Here is a 21,324-nt window from a genome sequence, read left to right on the forward strand (position 1 = left end):
ATCGCCGCACGAGCCGATGCCCTTCGAGTCCGATGGGACGGACGCCGAGGGCGGACTGTCCAGCGAGTTCAAGAGAATGGCCACGGACATCTGCGGGGGCGTGGGAGAGGCCCTCCGGGGGCGCCACGGGGACTCCGGGCGCACGGCCCCCAGGAGCGCGGCCCCGGGACGGGCCTCCGGCGGGGGCGGAGCCCCGAGGGGAGGCGGCACAATTGGGCGGTGCTCCAGGATCTGTTCACGCCCTCCGTCCAACACGCGCTCGACCTCGCCGGCATCTTCGTCTTCGCGATCTCCGGCGCGCTCCTCGCGGTCCGCAAGAACTTCGACGTCTTCGGCATCGCCGTCCTCGCCGAGGTCACCGCGCTCGGCGGAGGGCTCTTCCGGGACCTCGTCATCGGCGCCGTACCCCCCGCCGCGTTCACCGACCTCGGGTACTTCGTGATGCCCCTGGTCGCGACGGTCCTCGTCTTCTTCCTGCACCCGCAGGTCGAGCGCACCCAGAACGCCGTGAACGTCTTCGACGCCGCCGGCCTCGGCCTCTTCTGCGTCGCCGGCACGACCAAGGCGTACGAGCACGGCCTCGGGCTCACCTTCTCGGCCGTGCTGGGCCTGGCGACCGGCGTGGGCGGCGGCGTCCTGCGCGACGTCCTCGCCAACGAGGTGCCCTCGCTGCTCCGCTGGGACCGTGACCTGTACGCCGTGCCGGCCATCGTCGGCGCCACCATGGCCGCGCTCTGCATCCGCTTCGAGGTGCTGAACCCGTTCACCAGCGGCCTCGCCGCGCTGACGACCTTCGTCCTGCGGCTGCTCGCCATGCGCTTCCACTGGCGGGCGCCCCGCGCCTGGAACCGCCGTTCCGGCCGCTCCGAGGACGACCTCCCCGACAAGACCGGGAAAGCACAGAAAGCTACCGCTTAGTAGTTTCCTGCTGTACGGTTTCCTGCCATGGACAGCGAGTACAGCGAGTTCGACCGCGACACCGCGGTGACCCTGCGCGAGCCGGGGGTCTACGACGCAGAGCTTTCCGCCGGGTGGACGATCATCCACGCGGTCAACGGCGGCTACCTGCTCGCCCTGCTCGGCCGCGCCCTCGGGGACGCCCTCCCGCACCCCGACCCGTTCACCATCTCGGCGCACTACCTCACGCCCTCCACCCCCGGCCCCGCCGTGATCCGGACCGAGACCGTCCGCACCGGCCGGACGCTCTCCACCGGCCAGGCGTCCCTCTTCCAGTACGCGGACGACGGCACCGAGGTCGAGCGCATCAGGGTCCTCGCCTCCTACGGCGACCTCGACTCGCTCCCCGACGACGTGCGCACCACCGCCAAGCCGCCCGCCATCCCGCCGCGCGAGCACTGCTTCGGCCCCTCCGACGGCCAGGACCCGCGGATCCCCGGCTCGTCCGCCATCACCGAGCGCCTGGACATCAAGCTGGACCCGGCCACCTGCGGCTGGGCCGTCGGCATGCCCTCCGGCAAGGGTGAGATGCGCGGCTGGTTCGGGCTGGCCGACGGCCGCGACCCCGACCCGCTGTCCCTGCTCCTGACCGTCGACGCGCTGCCGCCGACCTCCTTCGAGCTCGGCCTCACGGGCTGGACGCCGACCGTCGAACTCACCACCCACATACGCTGCCGCCCCGCGCCCGGACCGCTGAGGGTCGCCATCACCACCCGTAACCTCGCCGGCGGCTTCCTGGAGGAGGACGCCGAAGTCTGGGACAGCGCAGACCGCCTGGTCGCCCAGTCCCGCCAACTGGCCCGCGCACCGCGCGGCTGACCTCGGCCGGGTGAAGTCCGACCGGTTGCTCTCGATCCTCCTCCTGCTCCAGACGCGGGGCCTCGTCCCCGCCACCGAGCTCGCCGAGCGCCTCGACGTCTCCGTACGCACCATCTACCGGGACGTCGAGGCGCTCTCCGCGTCCGGCGTCCCCGTCTACGCCGAACGCGGCCGGCACGGTGGCATCGCCCTGCTGCCCGGCTTCCGTACGGACGTCACCGGCCTGACGGCCGACGAGTCCCGCGCACTGTTCGTGCTGGCCGCGCAGGGGGCGCACGCCGCGCTCGGGCTGGACGAGGCCCTGGGGTCGGCACTGCGCAAGGTCATGGCCGCGCTGCCCGAACCGCACCGCCCGGCCGCCGAGTTGACCAGCCGCCGCATCCTCGTCGACCCCGACCGCTGGCTGCGCGGCCCGGCGCCAGCGGTGGACCTCGGCACCCTCCACGACGCGGTCTTCGCGGACCGGCGGCTGCGGCTGCGCTACCGCCACAGCGGTGCGCGGACACCGAGGACGTACACCGTCGACCCGTACGGACTCGTCGCCAAGGCGGGCGTCTGGTACCTGGTCGCCGACCACCGCGGCACGCCGCGCCTGTACCGCGCGGACCGGATCCGGCGGGCGACGGTCACCGGCGAGCGGGTGCGCCGCCGCGCCGGGGTGGAGCTCGCCGACGCGTGGGAGGTGCTGCGGCGCCAGGTGGAGGACCGCCCCGCCGGCCTCCGGGTGCGGGCGCGGGTGCACACCTCGCGTCTCGACCTCTTCGTGCGCCTGCACGGCGGGCGGTTGACGGCGGGACCCGAGCCGGCGGGGGAGTGGACCCTCGTGGAGCTGGCGTTCCCGGACGTACGCCACACCCGCTCCCTGCTGGCGTTCGGGCCGGACCTGGAGGTCCTCGACCCTCCCGAGGCGCGCGCCGAACTGGCGCGGCGGGCCGCCGCGGTGGTGGAGCTCTACGGGGCCGACGTCAGTCCAGCCAGTGACGGCGCCCCAGGCTGACCAGCCGCAGCTGCCGACGCGCGGTCCGCGCCACCCGTTCCCGCTCCTCCTCGCCCGGCCCCGCGGCCAGCAGCGCGGAGGCGGTCATCACCATGTGGTCGACGTACAGCCCGGCGAGCATGAGCAGGTCGTCCCGCTCCCAGCCCCGGGATTCCGGCTGTACGGCCAGCTCGTCGGCCACTTCCCGGACGAACAGCCCGAGTTGCGCGCCGATCGCCTCCCGCACAACCTGCACACCGCCGTGCCGTTCGCGGGTGATGAACCGGACATGCGCGGGGTACGCGTGCACCAGGCCGGCGATCAACTCGACGGCTCCGGCGATCCGTTCGTCGCTGTCGCCGGTGGCGGCGAGGGTCGTGCGAAGAGTGGCGTGCAGGCTGCCCAGGGCCTCGTCGACAAGGGCGACGCCGAGGTCGGGGATGTCACGGAAGTGACGGTAGAAGGCGGTCGGCGCGACGCCGACGGCGCGGGTCACCTCGCGCAGGCCGAGGCTGCTCAGGCTCTGCTCCTCCAGCAGGAGGAGCGCGGCGTCCAGGAGGGCCTGACGGGTCTTCTGTTTCTGGGCCTGGCGGATTCCGGTCCCGGCGGTGTGACTCATGCCATTCAGTAAACAACCGTTCTCCGAACGGCGATAGTGCGGAAGTCGTTAGACTGGGTAGTCAGTAAACAACTGTTTCCCATCGTCTCCCTCCCTCAAGGAGGCCAACCCCGATGATCTTCCTCGTCGCCGCCCTGCTCCTCCTGGGCGTCCTCATGGGAACCGTGGCCCACGTGCCCGTCCCGGTCAGCGTCGTCGCGGCCGGCGTCATCGGCGCCTGGCTGCTCGTCTTCGCGGCTCGTGAGCGCCGCCGCCGTCACCATCACTGACACCGCCACCGAGAGGAGTGCAGTCATGGAGCTCACCGCACACCGCAGCGGCACCCGCCACCGCGCCGTCGCGGACGACGGCGCGGGCGGCGACGCCGGCGAGCGCCCCGGCGCCCGGGTCCGTACCGCCCGAACCCCCACCCGCATCCGCTCCCGTGCCCGCGACGCCGACGGCATGGCCGTCGCCGCGTTCGTACTGGGACTGGTGGGCCTGCTGGTGATGAACGTGCTCCTGGGGCCCATCGCCATCGGGCTCGCCGCTCTCGCCCTGCGCCGCGGCACCACCCGCCGCGGCCGGGCCCTGCTCGGCCTCGGACTCGGCGTCGCCGACCTGGTCATCCTCGCCGCCCTGGTCTCCCTCGACCACACCGTGTCGTGGAGTGTCGGCTGAGGACACCCCTCGCTTCCGCGCCTCGTAGAATCGAGGCACCATGGCCTACCTCGACCACGCCGCGACCACTCCGATGATCCCGGAGGCGATCGAGGCGATGACCGCCCAGCTCGCCGTCACCGGCAACGCGTCCTCACTGCACGCCGCCGGCCGCCGGGCCCGCCGCACCGTCGAGGAGGCCCGCGAAACCCTCGCCGAGGCGCTCGGGGCGCGCCCCAGCGAGGTCGTCCTCACCTCCGGCGGCACCGAAGCCGACAACCTCGCCGTCAAGGGCCTCTACTGGGCCCGCAGGGACGCCGATCCGCGCCGCGTGCGGGTACTGGCCAGCCCCGTCGAGCACCACGCCGTCCTCGACGCCGTGCACTGGCTCGGCGAGCACGAGGGCGCGACCGTCGAGTACCTCCCCGTCGACCGGTACGGACGCGTCCACCCCGACGCGCTGCGCGAGGCGATCGGGCGCGACCCCGACGGCGTCGCGCTCGCCACCGTGATGTGGGCCAACAACGAGATCGGCACCGTCCTGCCGGTCCGCGAACTGGCCGCCGTGGCCCAGGAGTTCGGCGTCCCCCTGCACGCCGACGCCGTCCAGGCGGTCGGCCAGCTCCCGGTGGACTTCGCCGCGTCCGGCCTCGCCGCCATGACGGTCTCCGGCCACAAGATCGGCGGCCCGTACGGCATCGGCGCCCTCCTCCTGGGCCGCGATCACAGCCCGGTCCCCGTGCTGCACGGCGGCGGACAGGAGCGCCACGTCCGCTCGGGCACGCTCGACGTCCCGGCCGTCGCCGCCTTCGCCGTCGCCGCACGACTGGCCGCCGAGCGCCGCGCGGACCACGCCCGCGAGGTCGGCGCCCTGCGCGACGCGCTGATCGACGCCGTACGCGCGGCCGTCCCGGACGCCGTCCTCGGCGGCGACCCCGACCCCGCGGGCCGCCTGCCCGCCAACGCCCACTTCTCCTTCCCCGGCTGCGAGGGCGACTCCCTGCTGCTCCTCCTGGACGCCCAGGGCATCGAGTGCTCCACCGGCTCGGCCTGCACGGCCGGCGTGGCCCAGCCCAGCCACGTCCTCCTCGCCACCGGAACCGAGCCGGACCTGGCACGCGGCACCCTGCGCTTCACCCTCGGCCACACCTCCACCCACGAGGACGTCGAGGCGGTCGCCCAGGCCATCGGCCCCGCGGTGGAACGGGCGAGGACAGCCGGCCTGACCTAGCTAGGCGCCCGCGCGGGACGTCGCCGCGGCGCGCACCAGCTTCATGTACCGGTCCCAGTCCCAGTGCGGGCCCGGATCGGTGTGGTCCGTGCCCTCGACCTCCACGTGGCCGATGATGTGCTCCCGGTCGACCGGTATGCCGTACCGGGCGCAGATCCCGGCAGTCAGCCGCGCCGACGCCGCGTACATCGCCGCCGTGAAGTCCTGCGGCCGGTCCACGAAGCCCTCGTGCTCGATGCCGATGTTGCGTTCGTTCATGTCGCGGCTGCCCGCGTGGAAGGCCACGTCCAGCTCGCGGATCATCTGGGCGATGTGCCCGTCCTTGCGTACGACGTAGTGCGTGGCCGCGCCGTGCCCCGGGTTCTTGAAGTCCTTCAGCGCGGTCGGATAGCTGCCCTGGACGACATGGATGACGACCCGGTCGATGGTGAAGTCGTCCGGGCGGTCCGCCCGCCGCCAGTTCGCCCGGGACGCCGCCGTCCACTCCGCGCCCTTGTGGTCGAGCTCTCCTTCCGCGCGCTTCTTCTCCGTGCCGGGCAGCCGCCACCAGGCACGTCTCAGCTCGTCCCGTGCCAGCACCGCCGCACCGGCCACGGCGACCCCGCCGCCGATCAGCACCGCGCGACGGCCGACCCCCCGCTCTCGCTCACTCCCCATGTGATCGTGAACGCACGCGCGTGCGTATTCGGTTCCCGGACGGTTCCCACGGCCCCGTACCCTGATAGGGCTATGACTCAGACTCCCCAGCGCCCTCTCCGCGTGCTCGCCGCCATGTCGGGCGGCGTGGACTCCGCCGTCGCCGCCGCCCGCGCCGCCGAAGCCGGCCACGACGTCACCGGGGTGCACCTCGCCCTGTCCGCGAACCCGCAGTCCTTCCGCACCGGCGCCCGGGGCTGTTGCACCATCGAGGACTCGCGCGACGCCCGCCGCGCGGCCGACGTCATCGGCATCCCGTTCTACGTGTGGGACCTGGCCGAGCGGTTCCGCGAGGACGTCGTCGACGACTTCATCGCCGAGTACGAGGCCGGGCGCACCCCCAACCCGTGCCTGCGCTGCAACGAGAAGATCAAGTTCGCGGCGCTGCTGGACAAGGCGCTCGCGCTGGGCTTCGACGCGGTCTGCACCGGCCACTACGCGACCGTGGTCGTCCGCGAGGACGGCACGCGCGAGCTGCACCGGGCGAGCGACATGGCCAAGGACCAGTCGTACGTCCTCGGCGTCCTCGACGAGAAGCAGCTCGCCCACGCGATGTTCCCGCTGGGGGACACCCTCACCACCAAGGACGAGATCCGCGCCGAGGCGGAGCGGCGCGGACTGGCCGTCGCGAAGAAGCCCGACAGCCATGACATCTGCTTCATCGCCGACGGCGACACACAGGGCTTCCTGGCCTCGCGCCTGGGCAAGGCGGAGGGCGACATCGTCGACGAGTCCGGCACGAAGCTGGGCACCCACGAGGGCGCGTACGGCTTCACCATCGGCCAGCGCAAGGGCCTGCGCATCGGCCACCCGGCGCCGGACGGCAAGCCGCGCTACGTCCTCGACATCTCGCCCGTCGACAACACGGTGACGGTCGGCCCCGCCCCGGCCCTGGACGTCACCGCCCTGACCGCGATCAAGCCCCGCTGGTGCGGCACCGCGCCCTCCGGTCCCGGCACGTACACCGCCCAGCTCCGCGCCCACGGCGGCGAGACGCCGGTGACGGCCTCCCTGGAGGGCGACGAGCTGAAGGTGACCTTCGCGGAGCCGGTCCGCGGCGTGGCCCCGGGCCAGGCGATCGTCCTCTACGACGGCACCCGCGTGGTCGGCTCGGCGACCATCGCGACGACGACGCGGCGCACGGCGGTCAGCGCCTGACCCACAGGCCCACGGGTCCACAGGGCCACGGGTCCACGGGTCCACAGGGCCACGGGTCCTCAGCCCACCGGCGTCGAGGGCCATGGGGCGCCACGGGCTCACCGCTCGTCCGCGAAGAACTCCTCCAGGGCCGGCGCCAGGACGTGCGGCGCGACCGTGTGGGCCTGGGTGCGTCCGGCCCGTCGGCGTGCTGTGGCGCCCGCGCGGAAGGGCGCCGGCCACCGCGCGGGCCGCCTCGCGCGTCCCCACCGGGCTCGCGCCGCCGTGAAGGACCAGCACGCGCGTGGACGGCGGCCGGACGGCACCGGACCGTCGCCCAGTACGTCGGTTCAGCGCACGACCTCCGTTTCGTAGAAGCAGAGGTGATCCCTGATCGCGGCAACCCCTTCCCTGGGATCGGGATACGCCCATGCCACGTCCTTCGCCCCGTCGAGCGACCAGTACGACGCCGTGCCCTTGAACGGGCAGCGCGTCCGCGTGTCCGAGGGGGACAGCAGGTCCATGCGCACGTCCTCCACCGGCAGGTAGTAGCGCACGGGACAGCCCGTCTCGCGCAGCACCCGGGGCCGTCGGCTCTCGGCGATCAGCCGCCCGCCGAGAACGACGCGTACATGGTCCGTGCCCGGCTCGACCGTGATGCGGTGTCCTGTCGTCATGACCGGCCCAACGAGCGCGGGCGGCCGTCGATTCCCCGTACCGTGGCGCCATGAACATCTGTGTCTTCCTCTCCGCCGCCGACCTCGACGAGCGCTACACCGCCCCCGCGCGCGAGTTCGCCGAGCTGCTCGGCAAGGGCGGGCACACCCTCGTCTGGGGCGGTTCCGACGTCGGCCTGATGAAGGTGGTGGCGGACGGCGTCCAGGACGCGGGCGGCCGGCTCGTCGGCGTATCCGTTAAGTTCCTGTCCGCGAAGGCCCGGGACGGGGTCGACGAGATGATCGTGGCCAAGGATCTTGCCGAGCGCAAGGCGCTCATGCTGGCCAAGTCGGACGTCGTCGTGATCATGGTCGGCGGTACCGGCACGCTCGACGAGGCCACCGAGATCCTGGAGCTGAAGAAGCACGGCCTCCACACCAAGCCGGTGGTGCTGCTCAACACGGCGGGCTTCTACGACGGGCTGAAGCAGCAGTTCCGGCGGATGGACGCCGAGGGCTTCCTGCCGGTGCCCCTCACCGACCTGGTGTTCTTCGCGGAGGACGGCGTCGCGGCGCTCGCGTACCTGGAGGAGACGGCCGGAATCCAGTAGCCGCCCCGTTGATGCGAGCATGGCCCGTATGGCTACACATCTGATCACCGGGGCAGGTTCCGGCATCGGCGCGGCCGTCGCGCGCCGGCTGCACGAGCGGGGCGACGAGCTCGTCCTGCTGGTCCGCGACGCGGGACGCGCCAAGGAGCTGGCGGAGACCTATCCCGGCGCCCGCACGCTCGTCGGCGACCTCGCCAACCCCGACCGGCTCTCCTGGGCCTTCTCGCACCAGTCCCTTCCGGACCGGCTCGACTCGCTGCTGCACATCGCGGGAGTCGTCGACCTCGGCCGGGTCGGCGACCTGACCACCAAGACCTGGCGCGCCCAGCTCGAGGTGAACCTCATCGCCCCCGCCGAGCTCACCCGGCACTTCCTGCCCCAGCTGCGCCTCTCCCAGGGGCACGTCGTCTTCGTCAACTCCGGCGCCGGACTGAACGCCCACGCGGAGTGGTCCGCGTACGCCGCCTCCAAGCACGGCCTGAAGGCGCTGGCCGACGCCCTGCGCCAGGAGGAGCACGCCAACGGCGTACGCGTCACCTCCGTCTACCCGGGCCGCACCGCCAGTCCCATGCAGGCCAAGGTCCACCAGCAGGAGGGCAAGGAGTACGACGCGTCCCGCTGGATCGACCCCGAGTCGGTCGCCACGGCCATCCTGACGGCCATCGACCTGCCGCGTGACGCGGAGATCAACGACCTGACGGTACGGCCGGGGCGTTGACGGCGATGAGCGGGAACAACGACGTCAGCTGGGGCCCGGCCACCGGGGTCGGGTCCATGCCGGGCGGTGACGCCCGGGAGGCGGCCAGAGCCGTCACCGGCACTTTCGAGGACTTCCCCCACCTCGCGGAGCTGCCCGCGCGCGGACCCGGCGCCGACATGATCGGGCGGACCATCGGCCTGCTCGTCGAGGTGTACGCGCACGTCGAGCCGAGCGGCTGGCGGATCAGCGACCGTCCCGGCCGCGACACCCGGCGGGCCACATCCTGGATGGGCGAGGACCTGGACGCGCTGGAGGAGTTCACCCAGGGGTACGAGGGCGTCCTGAAGGTCCAGGCCGTGGGGCCGTGGACGCTGGCCGCCGCGCTGGAGTTGCGGAGCGGCGAGGCGGCGCTCGGTGACCCGGGCGCGTGCCGGGACCTGGCCGCGTCGCTGGCCGAGGGGGTGCGCGCCCACCTGGCGGAGGTACGGCGCCGCGTGCCGGGCGCCCGGGTGGTGCTCCAGTTGGACGAGCCGTCCCTCACCGGCGTACTGCGCGGGGAGGTCAGGACGGCCAGCGGCTACCGGACGTACCGGGCGGTGGACCGCCAGGCCGTCGAGGGCGCGCTGCGCGGCGTGATGGCGGCGAGCGACGGCCCGGTGATCGTGCACTCGTGCTCGCCGGACGTGCCGTTCGCGCTGCTGCGCCGGGCGGGCGCGGCGGGCATCTCGTTCGATTTCAACGTGCTCACGGAACGTGACGAGGATCAGATCGGGGAGGCGGTCGAGGGCGGTACGAAGCTGCTCGCGGGCGTGGTGGCGTCCACCGACGGCCCATTGTCGGACCCTGCCGGTAGCGTCATGGGTGTCAGGACGCTGTGGCGCAGGCTGGGGCTGAATCCGGGGACTCTCGCCGAGTCGCTGGTGATCACCCCGACGTGCGGGCTCGCGGGCGCCTCGCCCGCGTACGCCCGGGCTGCGCTCGCCCACTGCGTCAGGGCGGCGAGATCGCTCGCGGACAACCCTGAGTAACGTCGTAACGGGAGGAATACGGTGGCTGTCGAACAGCAGGACGCGGTGCCGGCCGAGGCACGGGAGAAGCACGCGCAGCTGGCCGAGCAGGTGGAGGAACACCGCTTCCGGTACTACGTGAAGGACCGGCCGGTCATCAGCGACGCCGAGTTCGACAAGCTGCTGCGGGCGCTGGAGGCGCTGGAGGAGCAGTACCCGGAGCTGCGGACGCCCGACTCGCCGACCCAGAAGGTCGCCGGGTCGTACGAGACGGAGTTCACGGCCGTCCAGCACCGCGAGCGCATGCTCTCGCTGGACAACGCCTTCGACGACGAGGAGCTGGCCGCCTGGGCGGACCGGGTCGCCAAGGAGGTCGGCACCTCGGCATACCACTTCCTGTGCGAGCTGAAGGTCGACGGCCTCGCCGTCAACCTGACGTACGAGAAGGGGCGCCTGACGCGCGCGGCGACGCGCGGTGACGGCCGCACGGGTGAGGACATCACGCCGAACGTACGGACGATCGCGGACGTCCCCGACCGGCTCAAGGGCGACCGGATCCCGGACCTCGTCGAGATCCGGGGCGAGGTGTACTTCCCGATGGAGAAGTTCGAGGAGCTCAACGCCCGTCTGGTGGAGGCCGGGGACAAGCCCTTCGCCAACCCGCGCAACGCCGCGGCCGGCTCGCTGCGCCAGAAGGACCCGAAGATCACCGCGACGCGCCCGCTGCACATGGTGGTGCACGGCATCGGTGCCCGCCAGGGCCTCGACATCACCTGCCTGTCGGAGGCGTACGGGCTGCTGCGCGAGTGGGGCCTGCCGACCGCCCGGCACAACAAGGTGGTCGACGACATCGAGGGGGTACGGGAGTTCATCGCGTACTTCGGCGAGCACCGGCACTCCGTGGAGCACGAGATCGACGGCGTGGTCGTCAAGCTGGACGAGATCCCGCTCCAGGGGCGGCTCGGGTCCACCTCGCGGGCGCCACGCTGGGCGATCGCCTGGAAGTACGCGCCGGAGGAGGTCAACACCAAGCTGGTCAACATCCGCGTGGGCGTGGGCCGCACGGGCCGCGTGACGCCGTACGCGCAGGTGGAGCCGGTCACGGTCGCGGGTTCGGAGGTCGAGTTCGCCACCCTCCACAACCAGGACGTGGTGAAGGCCAAGGGCGTGCTCATCGGTGACACGGTGGTGCTGCGCAAGGCCGGTGACGTCATCCCGGAGATCCTGGGGCCGGTGGCGGACCTGCGGGACGGCACCGAGCGGGAGTTCGTGATGCCCGCGGAGTGCCCGGAGTGCGGTACGCCCCTGAAGCCGATGAAGGAGGGCGACGTCGACCTGCGCTGCCCGAACGGGCGTACGTGCCCGGCCCAGTTGCGGGAGCGCCTCTTCTACCTGGGCGGGCGCAAGTGCCTCGACATCGAGAACTTCGGCTATGTGGCGGCGGCGGCGCTGACGAAGCCGCTGGAGCCCGCGGAGCCGCCCCTGGTGGACGAGGGCGACCTGTTCGACCTCACCATCGAACAGCTGCTGCCCATCAAGGCGTACGTCCTGGACCAGGACAGCGGGCTGCCCAAGCGGGACCCCAGGACGGGTGAGGAGAAGGTCGTCACGGTCTTCGCCAACCAGCAGGGCGAGCCGCGCAAGAACGCCCTCGCCATGCTGGAGAACATCGCGGCGGCCAAGCAGCGCCCGCTTGCCCGGATCATCACCGGCCTGTCGATCCGTCATGTGGGCCCGGTGGCGGCGGAGGCGCTGGCGCGCGAATTCCGGTCGATCGACCGTATCGAGCAGGCCACGGAGGAGGAGCTGGCGGCCGTCGAGGGCGTCGGGCCGACCATCGCGGCCTCGCTCAAGCAGTGGTTCGAGGAGGACTGGCACCGGGAGATCCTGCGCAAGTGGCGTGCCGCCGGGGTCCGGATGGAGGAGGAGGGCTCGGGCGAGGACGTGGGGCCGCGCCCGCTGGAAGGCCTGACCGTCGTCGTCACCGGCACCCTGGAGAACTACACCAGGGATGGCGCAAAAGAGGCGCTCCAGAGCCGCGGGGCGAAAGTGACCGGTTCCGTTTCGAAGAAGACCGCCTTCGTTGTGGTGGGTGATAACCCTGGTTCCAAGTATGACAAGGCCATGCAGCTGAAGGTTCCGGTTCTGGACGAGAAAGGCTTCGCCGTGCTGCTGGAGCAGGGTCCTGACGCCGCGAAGGACGCGGCGGTCCCGGTCGGACAGTAGGACGGGAACGGCGGGAAAAGGCCACCCGTTCAGCGCATACCAGATGGATAAGGGTGGCCGGGTCGCATTCGGGCAAGACCTGTAGAGCGGTGCCCGTCGGAGCCCTCCGCGGCCTACTGTTGAGGTGTGCGCCTGTCGTGCCCGGCCGGTGTTTCGGCCGTGGTGGCATGACAACGGGCCATCACGTGGCAACGGCACCGCCGGCTGTGAGAGGGACGGAATGAAACCGACCGAGAGTGCCGCCCCGGTCTCACGGCCGCGTGTACACGCGGCCTTCACGGGCATCGCATCCAGGATCCCCGCCGCCGTGGTGGTCTTCGCCGCGCTCCTCCTCGCCACCGGGCTGTACGGCGCGGTGAGCGGCGGCCATGCGCTCTTCCCCGGCTCCACGGCCGGCTGGGCACTCGCCGTGCTCACCGGCATCATCGTCGGCCACCTGGTCGCGCTCGGCCGCGACCGCTGGTGGGGCGGCACCGGGTCGGGCGCCGCGCTCACCCTCGCCGTCCTGCTGCTGTACGGCTGGGTGCCGGCCGGACTGGTCAGCCTCGCCGTCGTCGTCCTCGTCGGAGTGGCCCGGCGACACCGCTGGCGCCAGGGCCTGTTGCACGGCGCCGCGGACGTCCTGGGCATCGGGGGCGCGGCGCTGGTCCTCGCGGCGTTCGGGGACGTGCCGACCGTCGAGCGGCCGTGGCAGCCCCTCGAATGGGGGATCGAGGCCGTACCCGAACTGGCGCTGGCGGCCACGGCGTACCTGGTGGTGACCCGGCTGCTCCTGTGGTACACGCTCGCCCCGCAGAGCGGCGGGCTGCCCACCGCGGCCCGCACCGCGCTGCTGCGGCAAGGGCTCGTGGCCGTGGCCCTGCTCGGCATCGCCCCGCTGATCTGCGCCGTCGCGGTCTCCCTGCCGGTGCTGCTGCCGCTGTTCGCCGTCCCGCTGATCGCCCTGGACTCCACGCTCTGGATCGCCCGCGCGCGAGCCGAGGAGCAGCTGCGCGACCCGCTGACCGGCCTGCCCAACCGCCAGTGGCTGCTGGAGCGGACCTGGACCGCGCTGGAGGAGGCGGAGGGCGAGGGCGTCCGGGCGGCGCTCGTCCTGATCGACCTCGACCGTTTCCGGTCCGTCAACGACACGCTCGGACATCTCGCGGGCGACCGGCTGCTCCTCCAGATCGCCGACCGGCTGCGCCTCGCACTGCCGCGCGGCGCGGAGGCGGCCCGGCTGGGCGGCGACGAGTTCGCCGTCCTCCTGCCGACCGCCGACTCCACCACCAGCGCCCAGCGGGTGGCCCGCCAGCTCGCCGCCGAACTCTCCTCGCCCCTCGACCTCGACGGGCTGACCCTCGTCCTGGAGGCCAGCGCGGGCGTCGCCGTCTTCCCCGACCACGCCCTGGACGCGGAGGGCCTGCTGCAACGCGCGGATGTCGCGATGTACCAGGCCAAGCGGGACCGCACGGGCGTCGAGGTGTACGAGTCCAAGCGGGACTCCAACACGCCCGACCGCCTCGGCCTCCTCGGCGACCTGCGGCGCGCGCTGGACGCCGGCGAAGTCGAGCTCCACTACCAGCCCAAGGTCGGCTTCGACGGCCACGTGGCCGGGCTGGAGGCCCTCGTCCGCTGGGTGCACCCCGAGCGCGGGCGCGTCCCCCCGGACGAGTTCATCGCCATCGCCGAGTCGTCCGGCCTGATGCCGCACCTGACGGAGTACGTCCTGGACACCGCGCTCGGCCAGGTCGCGAAGTGGCGCGCCCAGGGCCTGGACTTCCCCGTCGCCGTGAACGTCTCCCCGCGGGACGTCCACACCCCGGGCTTCGCGGGCTCCGTCGCCGCGCGGCTGGCCCGGCACGGGGTCCCGGCCGGCTCCCTCCAGCTGGAGATAACCGAGCACGTCCTCCTGGAGGACCCGCAGCGCGCCGCGGACACCCTCGCGGGGCTCACGGGCCACGGCGTGAAGATGTCCCTCGACGACTTCGGCACCGGCTACTCCTCCCTGGTCCACCTGCGCCGCCTCCCGGTGAGCGAGCTCAAGATCGACCGCTCCTTCGTGGCGCGGCTGGCCGTCGACACCGAGGACGCCGAGATCGTCCGCTGCACCGTCGACCTGGCCCACTCCCTCGGCCTCCTCGTGGTCGCCGAGGGCGTCGAGGACGACGAGACCTGGGAGCGCCTCAGGGACCTGGGCTGCGACGCGGTCCAGGGCTGGCTCGTCGCCGCGGCGATGCCGCCCGGCGAGACGACGGCGTGGCTGCGGGCGAGGGACGCCCACGAGGCGCCGGTGGTCGCCGAGCTCCCGCCGCCCCCGACGAACGCGAACCGGGTGACCCAGTAGTCCCGGCCCCCGCTGCCCGGCTGTTGGTTCCGTGCCCGGCGGCCCCCGCTGCCCGGCTCGGCGGCCCGCGCTCCGCCGCCCCCGGTGAACGCGAACCGGGTGACCCAGTAGCCCCGGCCCCGGCCGCCCGGGGCTCCGGGGTTCCGTGCCCGGTCGCCCCCGCCGCCGGGCTGCGGGTTCCGTGCCCGGCCGCCCCCGCTGCCCGGCTCCGGGGCCCGCGCCGCGGCGCCCCGCGCCCCCTCCGGCCCCGGGTTCCGCTGCCGCCCGCGGCCCGGTGAAGGGTGGGTTCACCCCGGGGCCGGAGGCCGAGCCGCCCGGTTCTGGGAGGGGGCGGGCGGGGGGCCGGTGGAAACCGTTTCACGGGCAGGGCGCCCCGACCCATAGGATTGGGCCAAAACCAACACACTCACCCTGAGGATCGCTGCATGCCTGGCATCACGCGCGAGGAGGTCGCCCACCTCGCCCGGCTGGCACGTCTTGAGCTGAAGGACGAAGAGCTCGACCACTTCGCCGGACAGCTCGACGACATCATCGGCGCGGTCGCCCGCGTCTCCGAGGTCGCCGACCAAGACGTACCCCCGACCTCCCACCCGCTGCCGCTGACCAACGTCATGCGCGCGGACGAGGTCCGTCCTTCGCTCACCCCCGAGCAGGCGCTCTCCGGTGCCCCTGCCCAGGAGCAGCAGCGTTTCAAGGTGCCGCAGATCCTGGGGGAGGACTAAGACCACCATGACGGACAGCAACATCATCAAGCTGACCGCCGCCGAGATCGCGGCGAAGATCGCGTCCGGCGAGCTCACCGCCGTCGAGGTCACCGAGGCCCACCTCGCGCGGATCGAGGCCATCGACGAGAAGGTCCACGCCTTCCTGCACGTCGACCGCGAGGGCGCCCTCGCGCAGGCCCGCGCCGTCGACGAGAAGCGGGCCAACGGCGAGAAGCTGGGCCCCCTCGCGGGCGTGCCGCTCGCGCTGAAGGACATCTTCACGACCCGGTCCATGCCGACGACCGTCGGCTCCAAGATCCTCGAGGGCTGGATCCCGCCGTACGACGCGACGCTCGTCACCAAGCTCCGCGCCGCCGACGTCGTCATCCTCGGCAAGACCAACATGGACGAGTTCGCCATGGGGTCCTCCACCGAGAACAGCGCCTACGGCCCGACCGGCAACCCCTGGGACCTCACCAAGATCCCCGGCGGCTCCGGCGGCGGCTCGTCCGCCGCCCTCGCCTCGTACGAGGCGCCGCTCGCCATCGGCACGGACACCGGCGGCTCCATCCGCCAGCCCGCCGCCGTCACCGGCACGGTCGGCGTCAAGCCGACGTACGGCGGCGTCTCCCGCTACGGCATGGTGGCGTTCTCCAGCAGCCTCGACCAGGGCGGTCCCTGCGCCCGTACGGTCCTGGACGCGGCGCTGCTCCACGAGGTCATCGCCGGTCACGACCCGCTCGACTCGACGTCCATCGACGCCCCGGTCCCGCCGGTCGTCGAGGCCGCCCGCAACGGCTCCGTCCAGGGCATGCGCGTGGGCGTCGTCAAGCAGTTCCGCGGCGAGGGCTACCAGGCCGGCGTCCTCCAGCGCTTCGACGAGTCCGTCGAGCTGCTGAAGGAGCTGGGCGCCGAGATCGTCGAGCTGGACTGCCCGTCCTTCGACCTCGCCCTCTCCGCGTACTACCTGATCGCCCCGTCCGAGTGCTCCTCCAACCTCGCCCGGTTCGACGGCCTGCGCTACGGCCGGCGCAACGGCGACGACGGCACGCGCTCCGCCGAGGAGGTCACCGCCCTCACCCGCGAGGCGGGCTTCGGCGACGAGGTCAAGCGCCGCATCATGCTCGGCACGTACGCGCTCAGCTCCGGCTACTACGACGCGTACTACGGCTCCGCCCAGAAGGTCCGCACCCTCATCACGCGGGACTTCGAGAAGGCCTTCGAGCAGGTCGACGTGATCGTCTCGCCGACCACGCCCACCACCGCCTTCCCGATCGGCGAGCGCGCCGACGACCCGATGGCGATGTACCTCGCGGACCTGTGCACCATCCCGACCAACCTGGCCGGAAACGCCGCCATGTCCCTGCCCTGCGGCCTCGCGCCGGAGGACGGCCTGCCGGTCGGCCTGCAGATCATCGCCCCCGCCCTGAAGGACGAGCGTCTGTACCAGGTCGGTGCGGCCGTCGAAGCGGCCTTCGTGGCACGCTGGGGACACCCGCTGCTGGAGGAGGCTCCGTCGCTGTGAGCGACGCACACGCGGCCTCCGGGCCGCAGACGACGACGAAAGCCGCACCTCCGCGCCGCGTGGGCGGAGACGGGGGCCCCTCCCGGGCGTCAGCTCTGGGGGAGAACGGAGGAGCACAGTGAGCGCACTGACCAAGGCCAAGGGCTTCAAGAAGTCGAGGGCCGGAACGTATCTGTCCATCGGCACCACCGCGTTCGGCGCGCTCAGCATCATCAAGCAGGCCCGCAAGGCCCGCACCGAGAGCGACACGCTTCTGCTGCTGGACGCCGTCGTGTCCGCCGCCGCCATCGCGACCGGCCTCGCCATCCTGGTGCGCGAGCTGAAGCGCGTCGGCGACGACGACGTCCTGTTCGGCTGAGAGGGAAAGTTTCACCGTGACCGTCATCACTGAGCTGGTGTCGTACGAGGACGCCCTCGCCGCCTACGACCCCGTCATGGGCCTCGAGGTGCACGTCGAACTCGGCACCCGCACCAAGATGTTCTGCGGCTGTTCGACCGAGCTGGGCGCCGAGCCCAACTCGCAGACCTGCCCCACCTGCCTCGGCATGCCGGGCTCCCTGCCGGTGGTCAACGCCACCGCCGTCGAGTCCGCCATCAAGATCGGCCTCGCCCTCAACTGCGAGATCGCCGAATGGTGCCGCTTCGCCCGGAAGAACTACTTCTATCCGGACATGCCGAAGAACTTCCAGACCTCGCAGTACGACGAGCCGATCGCCTTCAACGGCTACCTGGACGTCCAGCTGGAGGACGGCGAGGTCTTCCGCGTGGAGATCGAGCGTGCCCACATGGAGGAGGACACCGGCAAGTCGACGCACGTCGGCGGCGCCACCGGCCGTATCCACGGCGCGTCCCACTCCCTGCTCGACTACAACCGCGCCGGCATCCCGCTGATCGAGATCGTCACCAAGCCGATCGTCGGCGCCGGTGAGCGCGCTCCCGAGGTCGCCAAGGCGTACGTCGCGGAGCTGCGCGAGGTCATCAAGGCGCTCGGCGTCTCCGAGGCCCGCATGGAGCAGGGCCAGATGCGCTGCGACGTGAACCTGTCGCTGCGCCCGCACGGCACCGAGAAGTTCGGCACGCGTTCGGAGACGAAGAACGTCAACTCGCTGCGCAGCGTCGAGCGGGCCGTACGGTTCGAGATCAGCCGCCACGCCGGCGTGCTGAACGCGGGCGGCACGATCGTCCAGGAGACCCGCCACTTCCACGAGGACGACGGCTCCACGACGTCCGGCCGTGTGAAGGAGGAGGCCGAGGACTACCGGTACTTCCCGGAGCCCGACCTCGTCCCCGTCGCCCCGTCCCGCGAGTGGGTCGAGGAGCTGCGCGCAGGCCTGCCGGAGCTGCCGCGCGTGCGCCGCAACCGGCTGCGCGAGGAGTGGGGCGTCTCCGAGCACGACATGCAGTCCATTCTGAACGCGGGCGCGGTCGACCTGATCGTCTCCACGACCGAGGCGGGCGCCCCGGCCGACCAGGCGCGCAAGTGGTGGATGGGTGAGCTGGCGCGTAACGCCAACGAATCCGGCACGTCGCTGGACGCGCTGCCCATCACACCGGCCCAGGTCGCGCGCATCACCGAGCTCGTCGCGTCCGGCGATCTCAACGACAAGCTGGCCCGCCAGGTCATCGAGGGCGTGCTGAACGGCGAGGGCGACCCGGACACCGTCGTCGAGAAGCGCGGCCTGAAGGTCGTCTCGGACGAGGGCGCGCTCGGCGCGGCCGTGGACGAGGCGATCGCCGCCAACGCGGCCATCGCGGACAAGATCCGCGCCGGCAAGGTCGCGGCGGCCGGCGCCCTGGTGGGCGCGGTGATGAAGGCCACCCGGGGCCAGGCGGACGCGGCGCGCGTCCGTGAGCTCATCCTTCAGAAGCTGGGTGTGAGCGAGGGCTGACGCCCACCGCGCACACGCCGTCCGGCCCCCGTACGTCACACGTACGGGGGCCGGGCGCGTCCCACCGACGCGGTGGCACACGCACGGCCCCCTGCCGCCGAGGGGGGGGAGGGCGGCAGGGGGCCGAGGGGGGACAGCTCGCTGTCCCAGGGGGGTGCCGTGCTTGTGCCCCGTATCGCGTGGGTCATGCCCGCGTCATACGGGAAATCGTCCGGCTACCGCTTGAAGGCGTCCTTGCCCTTCTCCTTCGCCTGACGGACGTCACCCTTGGACTGCTCGGCCCGGCCTTCCGCGGTCAGCTCCTCGTCACCCGACACCCGGCCTGCGGCTTCCTTCAGCTTGCCCTTGCCCTGCTCGGTCTTGGCCTTGGCCTTTTCGCTTGCGGACACGAGGACCACTCCTTCGACGGGGGATCGATGAACACCGTTCGTGTAGCCGTCGACGGCGTCATCAAACAGAATGTTCTCAAGGTGTGTCGTCACCCTTCCGGGGCATAAGGCGGAGCGGAGGTGGACAACAATGGTTCCTTTGCTTCTCGTTCTTCTGCTGGCCCTGATCCTTTTCGGTGCGGGATTCGCATTGGAGGCTCTGTGGTGGATCGCCGTGATCGTTCTGGTGGTCTGGCTGCTCGGCTTCGTGATGCGCTCCACAGGACCCAGTGGGACACGCGGCCGCTGGTATCGCTGGTAGGCGATTCCGGTGGACCGGGACAACGAGCTGCTGGACGGTCTGTCCGTTGACGACAGCCGGCCCGAGCAGCCGATCCTGCTGGACGGAGAGGGCAAGCCGATCCGGACCTGGCGGGAGAACTACCCGTACGACCGCAAGGTGCGGCGCGCCGAGTACGAGCGCACCAAGCGGGTGCTGCAGATAGAGCTGCTGAAGCTCCAGCGGTGGGTCAAGGACACCGGTGGACGGCTGATCGTGATCTGCGAAGGCCGGGACGCCGCGGGCAAGGGCGGGACGATCCAGCGGTTCATGGAACGCCTCAACCCCCGCGGCGCCCGCGTCGTCGCGTTGGACAAACCCAGTGAGCGGGAAACCGGGCAGTGGTATTTCCAGCGTTACGTCGCCCATCTGCCCGCTCCGGGCGAGATCGTCTTCTTCGACCGCTCCTGGTACAACCGGGCCGGGGTGGAAAAGGTGATGGGTTTTTGCACGCCGGAGCAGTACGAGCTGTTCCTGCGGCAATGCCCGCAATTCGAGCGCATGCTGGTCGACGACGGGATCATCCTGGTCAAATTCTGGTTCTCGGTTTCCCGGTCGGAACAGCGTACGCGTTTCGCGATACGGCAGGTGGATCCGGTGCGGCAGTGGAAACTGTCCCCGACCGATCTCGCCTCTCTCGACCGGTGGGACGACTACACCAAGGCGAAGGTCGCGATGTTCCGGGCGACCGACACGCACGAGGCGCCGTGGACGGTCGTCAAGAGCAACGACAAGCGCCGGGCGCGGCTGGAGGCCATGCGGCATCTGCTGTGGCGCGTCGACTACGCGCGGAAGGACCCCGCGGTCGTCGGGAAGCCCGACCCGCTGATCGTCGGAGCCGCGGACACCCTGCTGGAGCCCGGTGAGGAGGACAGCGCCCTGTCGCCCACGCCGCTCGCCCCGACCCCCACCGGGCCCGGCGAGCACCCGCGCACCTGAGCCGAGCCCTCTCGTGGTGATGGCCCCGCCGCGTCCTCGAAGGCGGCGGCGGGGCCATCAGCGGGACCGGTTCCGTCCCGTGGGGGGTGAGGTGCTCCTGCCCGGTGTTCGATGGATCATGCCTGCCTGGCGTGTACCGGCCGCCGGGCCCACCGTTCACGCGCCAACCGGTGGCTGCCGGGCCGGCTCGACCGCATCCCGCCGCGCCTCAGCGTCGAAGCCCCCGAGCGCCGTGCGACCTCCCGGCGAGGACCGCCGGACAGCCCGCGAGCGAGGGCGGCGAGCTCGTGCCGTGGGGCGGGCTGCCGGCCGGAACCCTCCGCCGCCGGACGCGGGCCCGGTCACCCGCGCGGCCCGCGCGATGCCCCGGGCGGTTGACGCGCCCGGCACGCGCCGCGTCGCATGACCGGTCGCCTCCTGCCCCCGCGCACCACGGTGAGCACCGACGTCGCCGGGCGCCTCGGCACGGAGGTCCGGTCGCCTCCACCCCCGAACGACGCGCCCCCCGGGGCCGCCACCCCTGAGCGCCTCGGCACGGAGGTCCGGTCGCCTCCACCCCGAACGACGCGCCCCCCGGGGCCGCCACCCCTGAGCGGCCCTCCCCCCGGACCACCCTTCCTACGGCACTCCCCAAGACGCCCCCCGGGTGCCCCGCCGACCTCCCTAAGGCCCCCCGGGGGCCCAGGATGCGTCACTCTCCCGATGTGGGAGGTGCCCTCGCAGAGCGAGAGTTGAGGCACACAGCACGTCCCGCCTCAACCAGGGAGCACACGATGTTCGCGTACGAACTCCACCTGACCCGCCACGCCGAGCTCGTCCGGGAGGCCGACGCGCGCCGGCTGGCCGGGCTCGCGCGGGCCGGGCGCAAGGCGCGCCGCACCGCCCGCCGGTCCGGCGGCAACGACCCCGAAGGGCGGGTGAACACCACCCGGAGCCGCCTCGTCCGGGCCGCGTGAGAC

Annotated in this window: 23 protein-coding genes; 19 read left to right on the forward strand and 4 right to left on the reverse strand. The window is 72.2% G+C overall.

What is annotated here, in order from left to right:
- The first annotated feature begins 219 nt into the window (after positions 1-219).
- The 3 genes from ABZZ38_RS26870 to ABZZ38_RS26880 are packed head-to-tail and all read left to right on the forward strand — an operon-like array spanning position 220 to position 2,773.
- The gene (locus tag ABZZ38_RS26870; protein WP_356744502.1) at positions 220-918 is read left to right on the forward strand and encodes a trimeric intracellular cation channel family protein; all 699 of its coding nucleotides are present in this window, start codon (positions 220-222) and stop codon (positions 916-918) included.
- A 27-nt stretch (positions 919-945) separates the two neighbouring features.
- Positions 946-1,776 (forward strand): thioesterase family protein, encoded by an 831-nt coding sequence (locus ABZZ38_RS26875; RefSeq protein WP_356744504.1) that lies wholly within the window; start codon positions 946-948, stop codon positions 1,774-1,776.
- A gap of 10 nt (positions 1,777-1,786) precedes the next feature.
- Positions 1,787-2,773, forward strand: coding sequence for a YafY family protein (locus ABZZ38_RS26880; protein ID WP_356744506.1), 987 nt, complete (start codon positions 1,787-1,789; stop codon positions 2,771-2,773).
- Here the strand turns inward: ABZZ38_RS26880 and ABZZ38_RS26885 are convergent.
- Positions 2,742-3,371: a TetR family transcriptional regulator gene (locus ABZZ38_RS26885; RefSeq protein WP_356744508.1), complete on the reverse strand. Its 630-nt coding sequence runs from the start codon at positions 3,369-3,371 to the stop codon at positions 2,742-2,744. The two genes, ABZZ38_RS26880 and ABZZ38_RS26885, sit on opposite strands and share 32 nt — an antisense overlap.
- Before the next feature lie 113 nt (positions 3,372-3,484).
- On the opposite strand from ABZZ38_RS26885, the gene ABZZ38_RS26890 reads away from it, so the two are divergent.
- From ABZZ38_RS26890 to ABZZ38_RS26900, 3 genes are read left to right on the forward strand one after another with little or no spacing between them, the layout of a single operon-like run.
- Positions 3,485-3,640: a hypothetical protein gene (locus tag ABZZ38_RS26890; RefSeq protein ID WP_356744510.1), complete on the forward strand. Its 156-nt coding sequence runs from the start codon at positions 3,485-3,487 to the stop codon at positions 3,638-3,640.
- 25 nt (positions 3,641-3,665) lie between these two features.
- Positions 3,666-4,031: a DUF4190 domain-containing protein gene (locus ABZZ38_RS26895; RefSeq protein WP_356744512.1), complete on the forward strand. Its 366-nt coding sequence runs from the start codon at positions 3,666-3,668 to the stop codon at positions 4,029-4,031.
- Between the two features lie 40 nt (positions 4,032-4,071).
- Positions 4,072-5,241, forward strand: a complete 1,170-nt coding sequence (locus ABZZ38_RS26900) for a cysteine desulfurase family protein (RefSeq protein WP_356744514.1) — start codon at positions 4,072-4,074, stop codon at positions 5,239-5,241.
- Here the strand turns inward: ABZZ38_RS26900 and ABZZ38_RS26905 are convergent, their stop codons facing one another.
- Complete coding sequence (locus ABZZ38_RS26905; protein ID WP_356744516.1) at positions 5,242-5,898, reverse strand: N-acetylmuramoyl-L-alanine amidase; 657 nt, start codon at positions 5,896-5,898, stop codon at positions 5,242-5,244. It abuts the gene before it with no gap.
- A 72-nt stretch (positions 5,899-5,970) separates the two neighbouring features.
- Between ABZZ38_RS26905 and mnmA the strand changes: the two genes are divergently transcribed.
- The gene (mnmA, locus tag ABZZ38_RS26910; protein WP_356744518.1) at positions 5,971-7,095 is read left to right on the forward strand and encodes a tRNA 2-thiouridine(34) synthase MnmA; all 1,125 of its coding nucleotides are present in this window, start codon (positions 5,971-5,973) and stop codon (positions 7,093-7,095) included.
- 329 nt (positions 7,096-7,424) lie between these two features.
- Here mnmA and ABZZ38_RS26915 read toward each other — a convergent pair whose 3' ends face one another.
- Complete coding sequence (locus ABZZ38_RS26915) at positions 7,425-7,751, reverse strand: DUF427 domain-containing protein (RefSeq protein ID WP_356744520.1); 327 nt, start codon at positions 7,749-7,751, stop codon at positions 7,425-7,427.
- A 50-nt stretch (positions 7,752-7,801) separates the two neighbouring features.
- Between ABZZ38_RS26915 and ABZZ38_RS26920 the strand changes: the two genes are divergently transcribed.
- The 9 genes from ABZZ38_RS26920 (at position 7,802) to gatB (ending at position 18,718) form a co-directional block, all read left to right on the forward strand.
- Complete coding sequence (locus ABZZ38_RS26920; protein WP_356744522.1) at positions 7,802-8,341, forward strand: TIGR00730 family Rossman fold protein; 540 nt, start codon at positions 7,802-7,804, stop codon at positions 8,339-8,341.
- Positions 8,342-8,360: 19 nt separating this feature from the next.
- A complete protein-coding gene (locus tag ABZZ38_RS26925; protein WP_356744524.1) occupies positions 8,361-9,059 on the forward strand; it encodes an SDR family oxidoreductase in 699 nt (232 codons plus the stop codon).
- A 5-nt stretch (positions 9,060-9,064) separates the two neighbouring features.
- Positions 9,065-10,069 (forward strand): methionine synthase, encoded by a 1,005-nt coding sequence (locus tag ABZZ38_RS26930; protein WP_356744526.1) that lies wholly within the window; start codon positions 9,065-9,067, stop codon positions 10,067-10,069.
- Positions 10,070-10,090: 21 nt separating this feature from the next.
- A complete protein-coding gene (ligA, locus tag ABZZ38_RS26935; protein ID WP_356744527.1) occupies positions 10,091-12,274 on the forward strand; it encodes an NAD-dependent DNA ligase LigA in 2,184 nt (727 codons plus the stop codon).
- A 220-nt stretch (positions 12,275-12,494) separates the two neighbouring features.
- Positions 12,495-14,600, forward strand: coding sequence for a bifunctional diguanylate cyclase/phosphodiesterase (locus ABZZ38_RS26940; RefSeq protein WP_356744529.1), 2,106 nt, complete (start codon positions 12,495-12,497; stop codon positions 14,598-14,600).
- A gap of 425 nt (positions 14,601-15,025) precedes the next feature.
- Complete coding sequence (gene gatC, locus ABZZ38_RS26945; RefSeq protein ID WP_016642027.1) at positions 15,026-15,322, forward strand: Asp-tRNA(Asn)/Glu-tRNA(Gln) amidotransferase subunit GatC; 297 nt, start codon at positions 15,026-15,028, stop codon at positions 15,320-15,322.
- Between the two features lie 7 nt (positions 15,323-15,329).
- On the forward strand, positions 15,330-16,829 hold the full coding sequence (gene gatA, locus ABZZ38_RS26950) for an Asp-tRNA(Asn)/Glu-tRNA(Gln) amidotransferase subunit GatA (protein ID WP_356744531.1): 1,500 nt from the start codon (positions 15,330-15,332) through the stop codon (positions 16,827-16,829).
- A gap of 118 nt (positions 16,830-16,947) precedes the next feature.
- Entirely contained in the window at positions 16,948-17,187 is a 240-nt protein-coding gene (locus ABZZ38_RS26955) for a hypothetical protein (protein ID WP_290113174.1), read from the forward strand.
- A 16-nt stretch (positions 17,188-17,203) separates the two neighbouring features.
- A complete protein-coding gene (gene gatB / locus ABZZ38_RS26960; protein ID WP_356744533.1) occupies positions 17,204-18,718 on the forward strand; it encodes an Asp-tRNA(Asn)/Glu-tRNA(Gln) amidotransferase subunit GatB in 1,515 nt (504 codons plus the stop codon).
- Between the two features lie 215 nt (positions 18,719-18,933).
- Here gatB and ABZZ38_RS26965 read toward each other — a convergent pair whose 3' ends face one another.
- On the reverse strand, positions 18,934-19,107 hold the full coding sequence (locus tag ABZZ38_RS26965; RefSeq protein ID WP_356744535.1) for a CsbD family protein: 174 nt from the start codon (positions 19,105-19,107) through the stop codon (positions 18,934-18,936).
- Between the two features lie 130 nt (positions 19,108-19,237).
- On the opposite strand from ABZZ38_RS26965, the gene ABZZ38_RS26970 reads away from it, so the two are divergent.
- The 3 genes from ABZZ38_RS26970 (at position 19,238) to ABZZ38_RS26980 (ending at position 21,321) form a co-directional block, all read left to right on the forward strand.
- Positions 19,238-19,408, forward strand: a complete 171-nt coding sequence (locus tag ABZZ38_RS26970; RefSeq protein ID WP_356744537.1) for a DUF5670 family protein — start codon at positions 19,238-19,240, stop codon at positions 19,406-19,408.
- 9 nt (positions 19,409-19,417) lie between these two features.
- Positions 19,418-20,365 (forward strand): polyphosphate kinase 2, encoded by a 948-nt coding sequence (gene ppk2 / locus ABZZ38_RS26975; RefSeq protein ID WP_356744539.1) that lies wholly within the window; start codon positions 19,418-19,420, stop codon positions 20,363-20,365.
- A gap of 773 nt (positions 20,366-21,138) precedes the next feature.
- On the forward strand, positions 21,139-21,321 hold the full coding sequence (locus ABZZ38_RS26980; RefSeq protein WP_356744541.1) for a hypothetical protein: 183 nt from the start codon (positions 21,139-21,141) through the stop codon (positions 21,319-21,321).
- Positions 21,322-21,324: the final 3 nt, after the last annotated feature.

The organism is Streptomyces sp. NPDC006368, from assembly GCF_040612535.1.
Taxonomy (GTDB): Bacteria; Actinomycetota; Actinomycetes; order Streptomycetales; family Streptomycetaceae; genus Streptomyces.

Coding starts and splice junctions, on each gene's coding strand:
- ABZZ38_RS26875 (WP_356744504.1), top strand. CDS start 946: ATGGACAGCGAGTACAGCGAGTTCGACCGCGACACCGCGGTGACCCTG.
- ABZZ38_RS26885 (WP_356744508.1), bottom strand. CDS start 3,371: ATGAGTCACACCGCCGGGACCGGAATCCGCCAGGCCCAGAAACAGAAG.
- ABZZ38_RS26890 (WP_356744510.1), top strand. CDS start 3,485: ATGATCTTCCTCGTCGCCGCCCTGCTCCTCCTGGGCGTCCTCATGGGA.
- ABZZ38_RS26895 (WP_356744512.1), top strand. CDS start 3,666: ATGGAGCTCACCGCACACCGCAGCGGCACCCGCCACCGCGCCGTCGCG.
- ABZZ38_RS26900 (WP_356744514.1), top strand. CDS start 4,072: ATGGCCTACCTCGACCACGCCGCGACCACTCCGATGATCCCGGAGGCG.
- ABZZ38_RS26905 (WP_356744516.1), bottom strand. CDS start 5,898: ATGGGGAGTGAGCGAGAGCGGGGGGTCGGCCGTCGCGCGGTGCTGATC.
- mnmA (WP_356744518.1), top strand. CDS start 5,971: ATGACTCAGACTCCCCAGCGCCCTCTCCGCGTGCTCGCCGCCATGTCG.
- ABZZ38_RS26915 (WP_356744520.1), bottom strand. CDS start 7,751: ATGACGACAGGACACCGCATCACGGTCGAGCCGGGCACGGACCATGTA.
- ABZZ38_RS26920 (WP_356744522.1), top strand. CDS start 7,802: ATGAACATCTGTGTCTTCCTCTCCGCCGCCGACCTCGACGAGCGCTAC.
- ABZZ38_RS26925 (WP_356744524.1), top strand. CDS start 8,361: ATGGCCCGTATGGCTACACATCTGATCACCGGGGCAGGTTCCGGCATC.
- ABZZ38_RS26930 (WP_356744526.1), top strand. CDS start 9,065: ATGAGCGGGAACAACGACGTCAGCTGGGGCCCGGCCACCGGGGTCGGG.
- ABZZ38_RS26940 (WP_356744529.1), top strand. CDS start 12,495: ATGAAACCGACCGAGAGTGCCGCCCCGGTCTCACGGCCGCGTGTACAC.
- gatC (WP_016642027.1), top strand. CDS start 15,026: ATGCCTGGCATCACGCGCGAGGAGGTCGCCCACCTCGCCCGGCTGGCA.
- gatA (WP_356744531.1), top strand. CDS start 15,330: ATGACGGACAGCAACATCATCAAGCTGACCGCCGCCGAGATCGCGGCG.
- ABZZ38_RS26970 (WP_356744537.1), top strand. CDS start 19,238: ATGGTTCCTTTGCTTCTCGTTCTTCTGCTGGCCCTGATCCTTTTCGGT.
- ABZZ38_RS26980 (WP_356744541.1), top strand. CDS start 21,139: ATGTTCGCGTACGAACTCCACCTGACCCGCCACGCCGAGCTCGTCCGG.